The 12,334-nt window shown below is 72.2% G+C and carries 10 protein-coding genes; 4 read left to right on the forward strand and 6 right to left on the reverse strand.

Annotated elements, in window-relative coordinates; genetic code table 11:
• Positions 1 to 17: 17 nt before the first annotated feature.
• From C3486_RS02500 to C3486_RS02510, 3 genes are read right to left on the reverse strand one after another with little or no spacing between them, the layout of a single operon-like run.
• Positions 18 to 1,769: a cobalt chelatase gene (locus C3486_RS02500; RefSeq protein WP_103830853.1), complete on the reverse strand. Its 1,752-nt coding sequence runs from the start codon at positions 1,767 to 1,769 to the stop codon at positions 18 to 20.
• Positions 1,766 to 2,788 carry an AAA family ATPase gene (locus C3486_RS02505; RefSeq protein ID WP_103830854.1) on the reverse strand — a complete coding sequence of 341 codons (1,023 nt, stop codon included), beginning with the start codon at positions 2,786 to 2,788 and terminating at the stop codon, positions 1,766 to 1,768. Before C3486_RS02505 ends, C3486_RS02500 begins: the two co-directional genes overlap by 4 nt.
• 53 nt (positions 2,789 to 2,841) lie before the next feature.
• Positions 2,842 to 3,669: an IclR family transcriptional regulator gene (locus C3486_RS02510; RefSeq protein WP_258052546.1), complete on the reverse strand. Its 828-nt coding sequence runs from the start codon at positions 3,667 to 3,669 to the stop codon at positions 2,842 to 2,844.
• 257 nt (positions 3,670 to 3,926) lie between these two features.
• Between C3486_RS02510 and xsc the strand changes: the two genes are divergently transcribed.
• Both xsc and C3486_RS02520 read left to right on the forward strand, forming a co-directional pair.
• On the forward strand, positions 3,927 to 5,735 hold the full coding sequence (gene xsc, locus C3486_RS02515) for a sulfoacetaldehyde acetyltransferase (protein ID WP_103830855.1): 1,809 nt from the start codon (positions 3,927 to 3,929) through the stop codon (positions 5,733 to 5,735).
• Positions 5,736 to 6,283: 548 nt separating this feature from the next.
• On the forward strand, positions 6,284 to 7,333 hold the full coding sequence (locus C3486_RS02520; protein ID WP_103830856.1) for a phosphotransacetylase: 1,050 nt from the start codon (positions 6,284 to 6,286) through the stop codon (positions 7,331 to 7,333).
• Here the strand turns inward: C3486_RS02520 and C3486_RS02525 are convergent.
• From C3486_RS02525 to C3486_RS02535, 3 genes are all read right to left on the reverse strand, one after another.
• Entirely contained in the window at positions 7,299 to 7,496 is a 198-nt protein-coding gene (locus C3486_RS02525) for a DUF397 domain-containing protein (protein ID WP_103830857.1), read from the reverse strand. The genes C3486_RS02520 and C3486_RS02525 overlap by 35 nt on opposite strands.
• On the reverse strand, positions 7,493 to 8,314 hold the full coding sequence (locus C3486_RS02530; RefSeq protein WP_103830858.1) for a helix-turn-helix transcriptional regulator: 822 nt from the start codon (positions 8,312 to 8,314) through the stop codon (positions 7,493 to 7,495). Before C3486_RS02530 ends, C3486_RS02525 begins: the two co-directional genes overlap by 4 nt.
• A gap of 87 nt (positions 8,315 to 8,401) precedes the next feature.
• Positions 8,402 to 9,262: a TetR family transcriptional regulator gene (locus C3486_RS02535; protein WP_258052547.1), complete on the reverse strand. Its 861-nt coding sequence runs from the start codon at positions 9,260 to 9,262 to the stop codon at positions 8,402 to 8,404.
• Between the two features lie 336 nt (positions 9,263 to 9,598).
• Between C3486_RS02535 and C3486_RS02540 the strand changes: the two genes are divergently transcribed.
• Together C3486_RS02540 and C3486_RS02545 are read left to right on the forward strand one after the other, a co-directional pair.
• Positions 9,599 to 10,552 carry a cyclase family protein gene (locus C3486_RS02540; RefSeq protein ID WP_103830860.1) on the forward strand — a complete coding sequence of 318 codons (954 nt, stop codon included), beginning with the start codon at positions 9,599 to 9,601 and terminating at the stop codon, positions 10,550 to 10,552.
• Positions 10,549 to 12,216, forward strand: coding sequence for an AMP-binding protein (locus tag C3486_RS02545; protein WP_103830861.1), 1,668 nt, complete (start codon positions 10,549 to 10,551; stop codon positions 12,214 to 12,216). Before C3486_RS02540 ends, C3486_RS02545 begins: the two co-directional genes overlap by 4 nt.
• Positions 12,217 to 12,334 lie beyond the last annotated feature (118 nt).

Consider the following 12,334-nt stretch of genomic DNA (forward strand, 5'->3'; position numbering starts at 1 on the left):
GGATAACGGTCGGCTGCTCAGCCGCTGATCAGCCCCAGCACCTCCCGGAACATCCCGTTTCCCGTGTCCTGGGTGAGGTTCAGGATGCGGGAGCGGCGGTAGTAGGGGCTCAGGTCGAGGGATACGCCCAGGCCGTGGATCTCGGTGTCGTCGTGCCGGCTCGTCACTGCTTCGCGCAGGTGGTGGTCGAGGTAGTGGCGGTCGTTGGCGAGGTGGGTGGCGGTGTCCATCGGGCTGCCGTCGGAGACGACGAAGAGGATCTTGCGGGATGCGGGGCGTGACGCGGCGCGGGCGCGGGCCCATTCCACTGCCTCGCCGTCGATGCCCTCGCGGTAGAGGTCGGGTTTGAGGAGGGCCGCGATGCCGCGGCGGGCGCGGCGCCAGGGGGTGGCGGCGTCCTTGAAGACCAGGTGGCGGCGTTCGTTGAGGCGGCCGGGGTGGGGCGGGCGGCCGGCCCGCAGCCAGTCGCGGCGGGCCCGGCCGCCGTTCCACGCGCCGGTGGTGAAGCCGAGGACCTCGCACGCGGCGCCGGCCTGGTCCAGGGCGCGGGCCAGCACGTCCACCAGCATCGCCACGGACTCGGCGTGCTCCTTCATCGAGCCCGAGCAGTCGAGGAGGAAGGTGACCAGCGCGTCGGCCACCGGCGTGGTGCGTTCGGTACGGAACAGGCGCCGTTCGGCGGGTGAGGTGATCAGCTGGGGGAGGCGGCGGCCGTCGATGTGGCCGGCTTCCTGGCCGCCGTCCCAGCCGTCCCGGGCCGGGGTCGCGAGCAGCAGCTGCAGCTCGCGGGCGAGCCGCGGCACGTTGACGCCCTGGTCGGCGATGCGGCGGTCGAGCCGGGCGCGGTACTCGCGCAGCAGCTCGGGGCGTACGGAAGCGGCGGCCGGGCCCTCGCGGTCGTAGGCCGTGGTGAAGACGCGGTAGCCGCCGGGGTCACCGTCCAGGACCCGGCTGCGGCCCGAGACCGCGGTGGGGGTCTCCTCGGCGGGCTCGTCGGAGTCGAGGGCGAGGAGGGCGGCGAAGGAGGAGACGTCGTCCTCGTCGGGCGGGTCCCCGGCCTCGGTGCCGGGGCCTGGGTCCGCCGACGCGAGCAGGGCGGCGACCGTGCGGGCCAGGGAGAGCGCGTACGGTGCGAAGGCCCGCTGGTCGGCGCGGTGGCGGCGGAGAGCGGCCAGGTCGTGGCCGGTGAGCGGGGCGAGCGCGGCGCGGGTGGCCTCGATGAGGTCCTCCGCGTGCGCCGGCACCGGCTCGCCGGTGATCCGGGAGCGGGCGACGTGCGCGACGGTGAACAGCAGCAGGCCGCGCGCCGTCTCGGTGAGGCCGGACCGCGCGCACTCCTCGGACCAGCGGGTGAACCGGTGGCGCAGGTTGGCGCGCACGCCGGTCAGCGGCGCGGGCGCCCCCGCCTCCGTACGGAACTGCTCCAGCAGCTCGAAGACCAGCCGCGCCGCCGGATCGTCCGTGGGGCACACCTCGGCGTGCAGCCGGGCGTCCGAGCCGCGCAGCCGCAGCGCCACGGCGTCGGCGGCGCCGCGCCGGGACGCGAAGTCACCGTCCTCGGGGGAGACCCGGGCGTGCGGCGCGTGCACCGGGAGCGGGCGCCGCCCCCGGTACGGGCGGCCGCCGCGGAAGTGCACTTCGGGGTCGGCGCCCAGCGCCCGTACCGCCGCCGCGCACAGCTCCTCCGCCTGCTGCCGGCGGCGCGCCGTGGCCTGCCGGGTGCCGGTGGCCGGGGCGTGTGCGGTGTTCCCGGCGCTCCGGGCCGTCATGCCGCCGGCTCCCCGGCCGCGGTGGCCGCGCCGGCCGTCGCGGTCAGCCGGTGGGACTCGGGCAGCTCGCGGTCGAAGCAGCGCTGGAAGTACTCGGCGACCAGCGGGCGTTCGGCCTCGTCGCACTTGTTGAGGAAGGACAGCCGGAAGGCGGGCGCCGGGTCGCCGAACAGCTCGGTGTTCTCGGCCCAGGTGATGACCGTACGCGGCGACATCAGTGTCGACAGGTCGCCCGCGCGGAACCCCTCGCGGGTCAGCGCGGCGACCGCGACCATCGCGTCCACCATCGCGCGCCCGCGCTCGTCCCCGTACGCCGGGACCCGGGACCGTACGATCGCCGCCTCCTCAGCCGCCGGGAGGTGGTCCAGCGCGGCGACGATGTGCCAGCGGTCGATCTGCGCGTGGTTGAGCCGCTGGGCGCCGTGGTACAGCCCGTTGAGGTTGCCCAGGCCCACCGTGTTGGCGGTGGCGAAGAGCCGGAAGGCCGGGTGCGGCGCCACGACCTCGTTCCGGTCCAGCAGGGTCAGCTTCCCGTCGCTCTCCAGCATCCGCTGCAGCACGAACATCACGTCGGGCCGCCCCGCGTCGTACTCGTCCAGCACCAGCGCCATCGGCCGCCGCAGCGCCCACGGCACGATGCCCTCCCGGAACTCCGTGACCTGCTGCCCGTCGCGCAGCACCACCGCGTCCCTGCCGATCAGGTCCAGCCGGCTCAGGTGGCCGTCCAGGTTGACGCGTATGCAGGGCCAGTTGAGCCGCGCGGCCACCTGCTCGACGTGGCTGGACTTGCCGGTGCCGTGCAGGCCCTGGACCAGCACGCGCCGGTTGCGCGCGAACCCGGCGAGCAGGGCCAGGGTGACGTCGGGCTGGAAGCGGTACGCGGGGTCCGCCTCCGGCACGTACGTGGTGGGCTCGCGGAACGCGCGGATGGTGAGCGGGGAGTCGATGCCGAAGACGTCCTTGACGGCGACGGTGGTGTCGGGGCCCGCGGCGTCGGGCGGGGGCGTGGCGGTCGTCATGTGCGGGAAACTCCTTCCGTCGGGGTGCGCGGGCGCTGCCCGCGCACCGGCTCTCAGGACGCCGCGCTCTCCCCGGGCGCGTCCTCCGGCGTGCCCTCCGCCTCGATCCGGCTGATCGCTCCGGCCGCGCGCTGCAGCGCCGGCAGCAGTGACAGCGCCTTGTCGGCGGTCAGCCGCATGACCGGCGCCTGGACCGCGACGCACAGGTTGGAGCGCCCGCCGTCACCGGTCGGCACCAGGACCGCGACGCACACCAGCCCCGGCAGGAACTCCTCGTCGTCCAGCGCGAAGCCGTCCCGCCGGATGCGCTTGAACTCCTCTTCGAGGGCGTCGAGATCGGTGATGGTCTTCGGGGTGTACTGCTTGAGCGGGGCGTGCGCGAGCAGCTTGCGGCGCTGCGCCGGGCTCATCTGGGAAAGGATCATCTTCCCGCTGGCCGAGCAGTGCGTCGGTACCCGGGAACCGGGGCGGAGGTAGAAGCGCAGCGGCTCCGGGGTCTCCACCCGGTCCAGGTAGACCACCTCGTTGCCGGAGAGCGTGGTGATGTTGCAGCTCTCGCCCAGCTCCTCGACCAGGCCGCGCAGGACGGTGTGGCGCGCGCCGTGGTGCGTGGCGTTGAGCAGGAGGTTCTCCGCGAGTCTGCGCAGCCGGTGGCCGGTGCCGTAGTGCCGGCCGTCGCTCTGCCGGATCAGCAGCCCGGCGCTCTCCAGCTGCTGGAGCATGCGGTGCAGCGTCGGCTTGGGCAGCCCGGTCTCCTCGACCAGGCCCTGCAGCGAGACCAACTGGTCCTTGGCGGCGATCAGTTCGAGCAGGGAGAAGAGGCGCATGGTCGGCGTGTCGCCGTTCACCGCGCCGGGATCGGGCTCGCGTGGCGGGACCACGGTACCTCCAGGGCTGTGCGTCTACCAGCCCTCAACCGGGCTGAATTCCAGAAACAAGCTATCACCGTCTCGTTTTTCTGAATGCATCGTTGACGGCATCGACAGGCCCCCTTATGGTCCAGCCAGATCCTGATTTCAGGAACGCCGCGTACCGATTATTTGCGCCCTGGCCCTCTGGTGTGGGTCACACATGGCGCCTCCCGTGCCTCCCGGTGTGTCGCAGCGGCCTCCCGGTGTGTCGAAGAAGGAGTGGAACCATGAGCGAGAAGCAGACGGCCGACGGCCGTACCGTCGTCAGCGGGCAGCAGAAGATGACCCCCTCGGAGGCGTTCGTCGAGACCCTCGTCGCCAACGGGGTGACCGACATCTTCGGCATCATGGGCTCGGCGTTCATGGACGCCATGGACATCTTCGCGCCGGCCGGCATCCGCCTGGTCCCGGTCGTGCACGAGCAGGGCGCGGCGCACATGGCCGACGGATACGCCCGGGTCAGCGGCCGGCACGGCGTCGTCATCGGCCAGAACGGTCCCGGCATCAGCAACTGCGTCACCGCGATAGCCGCCGCTTACTGGGCACACAGCCCGGTCGTGATGATCACGCCCGAGGCGGGCACGATGGGCACCGGGCTCGGCGGCTTCCAGGAGGCCAACCAGCTGCCGATGTTCCAGGAGTTCACCAAGTACCAGGCGCACGTGAACAACCCGAAGCGGATGGCCGAGTACACGGCCCGCGCCTTCGACCGGGCCCTCTCCGAGATCGGCCCCACCCAGCTGAACATCCCGCGCGACTACTTCTACGGCGAGATCGAGACCGAGATCCCCGACCCGCAGCGCCTGGACCGCGGCCCCGGCGGCGAGAAGAGCCTCGCCGAGGCCGCCGAACTGCTCGCCACCGCCGAGTTCCCGGTGATCATCTCCGGCGGCGGCGTCGTGATGGCCGACGGCGTCGAGGAGTGCAAGGCGCTCGCCGAACGCCTGGGCGCGCCGGTCGTCAACAGCTACCAGCACAACGACAGCTTCCCCGCCAGCCACCCGCAGTGGTGCGGCCCGCTCGGCTACCAGGGCTCCAAGGCCGCCATGAAGCTCATCTCCCAGGCGGACGTGGTGGTCGCGCTCGGTACGCGGCTCGGCCCCTTCGGCACGCTGCCGCAGCACGGCATGGACTACTGGCCCAAGAACGCGAAGATCATCCAGATCGACGCGGACCACAAGATGCTCGGCCTGGTCAAGAAGATCACCGTCGGCATCTGCGGCGACGCGAAGGCCGCTGCCGTGGCGCTCACCGACCGGCTGGCCGGCCGTACCCTCGCCTGCGACGCCACCCGCGAGGAGCGCGCCGCGCGCACGAAGGCCGAGAAGGACGCGTGGGAAGAGGAACTCTCCGCCTGGACCCACGAGACGGACCCCTACTCCCTCGACATGATCGCCGAGCAGGAGCAGGAGGACGGCAACTGGCTGCACCCGCGGCAGGTCCTGCGCGAGCTGGAGAAGGCCATGCCGCCGCGGGTGATGGTCTCCACCGACATCGGCAACATCAACTCCGTCGCCCACAGCTACCTGCGCTTCGAGGAGCCGCGTTCCTTCTTCGCGCCGATGTCCTTCGGCAACTGCGGGTACGCGCTGCCGACCATCATCGGCGCGAAGGCCGCCGCGATGGACCGCCCGGCGATCGCGTACGCGGGCGACGGCGCCTGGGGCATGAGCATGGGCGAGATCATGACCGCCGTACGCCACGACATCCCGGTCACCGCGGTGGTCTTCCACAACCGCCAGTGGGGCGCGGAGAAGAAGAACCAGGTCGACTTCTACAACCGCCGCTTCGTCGCGGGCGAGCTGGAGAGCGAGTCCTTCGCGGGCATCGCCCAGGCGATGGGCGCGGACGGCATCGTCGTCGAAAAGCTGGAGGACGTCGGCCCGGCACTGCAGCGGGCGGTGGACGCGCAGATGAACGAGGGCCGCACCACGGTCATCGAGATCATGTGCACGCGTGAACTGGGCGACCCCTTCCGCCGCGACGCGCTTCAGAAGCCGGTGCGGTATCTGGAGAAGTACCAGGACTACGTCTGATCCGCACCCGAGTACGTACCGGTCGGGGCCCCGGCCCGCGCCCGGTACGGCCGCCCGGCGGGCGCCGCGCGGACGGCGCCCGCCGCCGGCCGCGGCCTCCGCCGCCCGTCTGCCCTGACGGGGGCGGCGGTGGCCGCACCCGGCCGGACCCGCGCGTGCCCCTCAACGCGCGCGGGCCCGGCGGGTTCCCCTCCCGGGGAGCGGCACGGTCGGGGCCCACCTGAGCCCTCGACGCTGCCCCGCCCCCGCGTCGGGGTGCGCCCTCCGGGCTGGCCCTGCTTGGCCGTCGGGGTGCGCCCTCCGGGCTGCCCCCGCTTCGCCGTCGGCGGCCGTGCCACCGTCGTGGCCGTTCGCGCAGTTCCCCGCGCCCCTGAGCCCCCGCTGAGCGGAGCCCCCACCGCAACCGCATCCCCCCCGCTGTGGGCAATCGTTCCGCGGGGCGATGGGGGTCCCCCCTGCTCCTTAAGAGCTCGGGGGAGGGGGCACAGCGGAACCCCGACCGGCGGGCAGCCGGACCAGCCCACCCCAGCCACCCACGGAGCCGCGCCATGCCGACAGACCCAGCCCGCGCCCTCATCACCACCTGGTCGGACCACCTCCGCACCGCCCCCAGAAAACCCCGCATCGCACTAGCAGAAGGCACCGACCCCCGTACCCTCTGGGCCGCAGCGCGCCTCGCCGAGCAGGGCGCCGTCACCCCCGTCCTCACCGGCGACCCCACCCGCGTCCGCGAACTCGCCGCCGACCTCGACCTCAAGCTCCCCGAAGACCCGGAAGCGCTCGACATCCTCGACCCGGCCGCGCTCGCCGCCGACCCCCGCTGCACGGACGCGCTCGGCGAGGCACTGGCCGCGCGCCGCCGCCTCACCACCCACGACCGCCGCGAACTCGCCGCCGACCCCCTCTTCCTCACCGCCACCGCGCTCCGCCTCGGCGACGTGGACGGCTGTGTAGCGGGCAGTGACCGGCCCACCGCGGACGTGCTGCGCGCCGGCCTCTACGTCGTCGGTCTCGCCCCCGGCATCCGGACGCTCTCCAGCAGCTTCCTGATGGTGCTGCCCGACGGCCGCGCCCTCGGCTACGGCGACTGCGCCGTCGTCGTCGACCCCACCTCCGCCGAACTCGCCGACATCGCCCGCGCAACGGCCACCACGTACCGCCAGCTCACCGGTGAGCGGCCGCGCGTAGCGCTGCTCTCCTTCAGTACGAAGGGCAGCGCGCGGCACCACCAGGTCGACCGGGTACGCGACGCGGTACGTCTGCTGCGTGCGGCCGCACCGGACCTGGAGGCCGACGGCGACCTCCAGTACGACGCGGCCTCCGTACCGGCCATCGGCCGCGCCAAGGCCCCCGCCTCGCGGATCGCCGGGCACGCCAACACCTTCATCTTCCCGGGCCTGGCCGCCGGCAACATCGGCTACAAGATCGCCCAGCGGGTGGGCGGCGCGACCGCCATCGGCCCCCTCCTCCAGGGCCTGGCCGCCCCCCTCCACGACCTCTCCCGCGGCTGCTCGGGCTCCGACATCACAGCCCTGGCCCTGGCCACCGCCGTACAAGCAACCGTCAGCGGGCCTGATCGCCCTTCGCATACGCGATGAACGCCCGCCACGAGGCACCCGACACCCGCACCTCGGGCCCACGTATCGCTTTCGAGTCGCGCACGTGGACGGTATCGGCGGCGGTCGGCAGAGCGACCTCCACGCAGTCCCCGCCGCTCGGACCGCTGTGGCTGCTCTTGAACCACGTAAGTTCAGCGCTCATATTTCCCCTGCCACACGCTCGATGAGGTGTGCGGACTCCACCGGACCGAGAGCCTGCGTGCGCAGCATGCCATAGCGCAAAGAGAATTGGCTGACCCGATCGGCGTCAAAAACCATGGTGCCTACGCTGTGGGCTTCCAGGTAGACGGCCTGTCGGTGAGCCGAAGTCTCCAGCAGGACACAGGTGCCGCCGTCGAGACCGGCGTGTGCGGCAAGGTCGGTCGGCATGACCTGGATCGCGACATTCCGTAGCTGCCCACAGGTGAGCAGATGCGCCATCTGGGCTTTCATCGTGGATGCCGTCCCCACCATGCGTCGTAGCGCAGCCTCTTCGAGGATGAACACAAGGGCGAGCGGCGGCTTCTCCCGTTTCAATAGGGCCTGCCGTCGGAGCCGCACGGCGAGGCTCTGCTCCACTGTCTCGTCGTCCAGAGGCGGGTAGTAGACGCCGAGCAGGTTCCGTGCGTATTCCTCGGTCTGGAGAAGCCCAGGAATGAGCAGCGGGTCGTACGAGAAGCGGCTCAACGCCTCGGCTTCCAACAGGGCGAAGTCCTTGAAGAATTCAGGGAACTTGGCGAGTTCGACCTGCGGCTGCAGCGTCCGTAGCGCGCCTGCCGCCTCCAGCACGTCCTCCACGGCCTCCGTGAATACGTTTTTCGCTGGACGCCGACCCTGCTCGACGGACGCCACCAGCTCGTACGAGTAGCCCACCGCTTCCGCCAGTTGCTGCTGGGTCAGGCCGGCCCGCTCGCGGAAGAGTTTCAGGAGCTTGCCGTAGCCGGCCCAGATGGCGGGCCGTTCGCCCGTCCCGTTCGTCATTCGGCGAGGCTAGCCGCGCCGCCCCGCTCGTTACTCTCCGAAGTCGTCAATTGACACGGGCATTTTCGAAGGCGAGCGCGGTGCGGCTCAGCTTGACCGTTTCCCGGACCCCGCGCGTCCCACGCATCCCAACAACGCCAGCGCGAACTCCGCGTATTCGGATGCGATGTGCTCCGGCGTGGACGGGCCGTCGGGGCGGAACCACTGGGGGAGGGACGTGCACATCGTGGCGATCGCGCGGGCCGCGTGGCGCGGATGCCGGGTGGTGAACGTGCCCTCGCGCACCGCGTCCTCGATCTCGGCGTCCAGCATGTGCTGGACGCCGTTGCGCAGGCCGGCGATCCGCCGCCGGTTGGCGCGGTGCAGGCTGCGCATCTCGCTGGCGCCGATGAACGCCAGCTCGCGGCGGTGCGTGTGGAAGAGGGCCAGCGCCTCCACGACGAGCGCGGTGCGGCGCGCCGGGGTGGCGCCCTCCCGGCGGGCCGCCCGTACCCGCCACAGCAGTTCGTCCATGGTGAGGTCGAGCGTCGCGACCAGCAGGTGCTGCTTGCTGGGGTAGTGGTGGTACACGCCCGGCACGCTCATCCCGGCGCGCGCAGCGATCTCGCGTACGGTCGCGCCGTGGTAACCGGTCTCCACGAACAGGCCGATGGCCGCCGAGAGGACGGGGTCGAGGCGCATCGGGCCGAAGGCCCGCCAGTCCGGGCCCGCGGCCGCCGCCGGTGCGCGGTGGGCGGGGGCCGCGGTGTCCGTACGCTCCTCGTGGAGCAGGAGGCGGCCGGCCGTCGTGCCGAGTGCGTCGGCGATGCGATGGAGGCGGCCGACCGTGACGTCGACCTTGCCGTTCTCGATGGCGCTCAGCGTCCCCGGGCTCACCTCCAGCCGCCGCGCCAGCTCGCGGAGCGAGAGCCGCTGGGCCTGACGGACGTGCCGGACGGCCGGGCCCACGCCCCCGCCCTCGGCCCTGTCCCCGCCTCCGTCCCCATCCCCGCAGGGCTCCGGCACGCCCCCGCAGGGCCTCGGTACGTCCCCGCCGGACTCCGGTACGGCCCCGTCGGGCTCCCCTGCGGGGCCTCCGTACGGCTCACGCGTCATGTGTTCAGGCTAGCTGAACAGCAGAGGAGTTTCCGCGAAAACCCTACTGCGCACCCGTTGACGCTGAGTTGGAGGGTGATTCACAGTGGCCAGCGCACTGCCAGCCCGAGCGGTTGGTCGGTACCGGTTCCGGCCGACGCCGGCCGCCGGTACCCCCTGCGTGCTCCGTGAGTGAGGAAGGTGCGAGCGATGACCGACATCACGACCATGGACGAACTGCTCCGCGACGCCCCCAGCAACTGGGGGAAGTGGGGCCCGGACGACGAAGTGGGCGCGCTGAACTACCTCGACGCGTCGGAAGTGCTGCGCGGCGTCGCCCACATCTCCTCGGGTGAGGTCTTCACCCTCCAGCGGCTGATCGGGGACCCGAAGGGGGATCCGGTGTGGCCGGGGCGGTCGCCCGCCGAGCGGACCATGATCATGGACGAGTCGACCTGGGACGGCGCCGACGCGCCCGCCTTCCCCGGCGGCCTGCACTACGCCGATGACAAGATCGACGCCTTCCTGCAGGGCTCCACGCAGTACGACGCCCTCGGCCACGTCTGGTACGGCGGCAAGATCTGGAACGGGTACGACGCCCGGACCACCGTCGGCGGACTGGACAGGGCGAGCGTGGCGCCGATCGCCGAGCGGGGCGTCGCCGGGCGCGGCATCCTCCTCGACATGGCCCGCTTCCGCGGCAAGAAGGCGCTGGAGAAGGGGGAGACCTTCACCCACGAGGACCTGGAGGCGTGCGCCGCCGCCCAGGGCGCCGCCATCGAGCCGCACGACATCCTGCTGATCAGGACCAACTTCCTGCAGCTCTTCCACGAGCAGGGGGACGCGTTCTACGAGGACTTCTGCGAGCCGGGGCTCACGTACAGCCCCGAGCTGGTGCGCTGGTTCCAGGAGCAGGAGATCCCGAACCTCGTCACGGACACCATCGCCAACGAGCGGACCGTCGAGCCCGAGACCGGCTTCGCACTGCCGCTGCACTGCGCCCTGATGCGCAACCTCGGGATCGCCCTCACCGAGATCTGCGACCTGGAGAAGCTCGCGGACAGCTGCGCGGCCGACGGCCGGTACACCTTCCTCTACACCGCGGCGCCGCTGAAGGTGCACCGCGCGACCGGCGCCCCCGTCAACCCCGTGGTGATCAAGTGAGCGCGTACCGGGAGCGCCCCTGGCTGGCGCGGTACGCCGAGGGAACCCCGGCCGACATCACGCCCGAGCACCCCACCCTCCTGCACGCCTTCCGGGCCTCGGCCGAGCGCAGCCCCGGCACCGAGGCGATCCGGTACTTCGACGGCGTCCTCACCCTCGCCGACCTCGACGACGCCTCCGACGCGCTCGCCCTGGCGCTCGCCGAGCGCGGTTTCGCGCCGGGCGACCGGCTCGCGCTGTACGTCCAGAACGACCCCGCCTTCGTCATCGGCCTGCTCGCCGCCTGGAAGGCCGGCGGCGCCGCCGTCGCCGTCAACCCGATGAACAAGGCCCGCGAGCTGACGTACCTGCTCACCGACTCCGGCGCGAGCGCGCTGCTCTGCCTGGACGAGCTGTACGAGAGCGTGGCCAAGGGCGTCGTCGGCGGCGGCACCACGCAGGTCGCCACCGTCGTCACCTGCTCGCCGCTGGATTGGCAGACCCGCGACGACCCCCGGCTCTTCGACGGCGTGCGGCGGAACCGGCCGCGCGGCACCCTCGACCTCCGCACCCTCGTCGGGCAGTACGCGGGCCGGGCCCCCGCACCCGCGACGCCGGCCCCGGGCGACATCGCCGTACTCACCTACACCTCCGGCACCACGGGCGAGCCCAAGGGCGCGCTGAACACGCACGGCACGATGCTGTTCAACGCCTGTACGTACCGGGAGTGGATGCGGCTGACCAGCGAGGACAGCATCCTGGGTGTGGCGCCGCTGTTCCACATCACGGGGCTGATCGGGCATCTCGCGCTCGCCCTGCTGCTGCCCTGCCCGCTGGTCCTCGCGCACCGCTTCCACCCGGGCGTCGTGCTGGACGCGCTGCGCGAGCACCGGCCGACGTTCACGGTCGGCGCCATCACCGTCTTCATCAGCCTGGCCGGCGCGCCGGACGCCACCCGCGAGGACTTCGCCTCGCTCCGCGTTGTCTACTCCGGCGGCGCGCCCATCGCACCGGCGGTCAACGAGCAGTTCGAGAAGGCGACGGGCCGGTACATCCACAACATCTACGGGCTGACGGAGACCAACTCGCCCTCGCACGCCGTGCCGCTCGGCGCCCAGGCCCCCGTCGACCCGGAGTCGGGTGCCCTGTCGGTGGGCGTGCCGGTCTTCAACACGGTCGTGCGGATTCTCGACGAGGAGGGCGCGGAGGTGCCGGTCGGCGAGATCGGCGAGATCGCCACGTCGGGGCCGCAGGTGGTGCCCGGGTACTGGAACAAGCCCGAGGCCACGGCCGCCGCGCTGCCCGGCGGCGAGCTGCGCACCGGGGACGTCGGCTTCATGGACGCCGACGGCTGGTTCTACCTGGTGGACCGCAAGAAGGACATGATCAACGCGGCCGGGTACAAGGTGTGGCCGCGCGAGGTCGAGGACGTCCTGTACGGGCATCCGGCGGTCCGGGAGGCGGCGGTGGTCGGCGTGCCGGACGCGTACCGGGGCGAGAGCGTGAAGGCGTTCGTGTCCCTCAAACGGGGCGAGACGGTGACGGAGGAGGAGCTGATCGGGTACTGCAGGGAGCAGATGGCCGCGTACAAATACCCGCGTTCCATATCCTTCCTGGATGATCTGCCGAAGACGGCCACCGGGAAGATCCTCCGCCGGGAACTGCGGGACGACGCCGGCACCTGACGCGCCCCGGCCGTCCGTGACGTACGCGGCACACGTGACGCGTGCGTCACGGGCGGCGTGCGTGGCGCGTGTGGCGCGGGCGGCCGCAGTCGGCACCGTCCGGCCGTGCCGCGCCGGG

The organism is Streptomyces sp. Ru73, assembly GCF_002920575.1.
GTDB lineage: Bacteria > Actinomycetota > Actinomycetes > Streptomycetales > Streptomycetaceae > Streptomyces.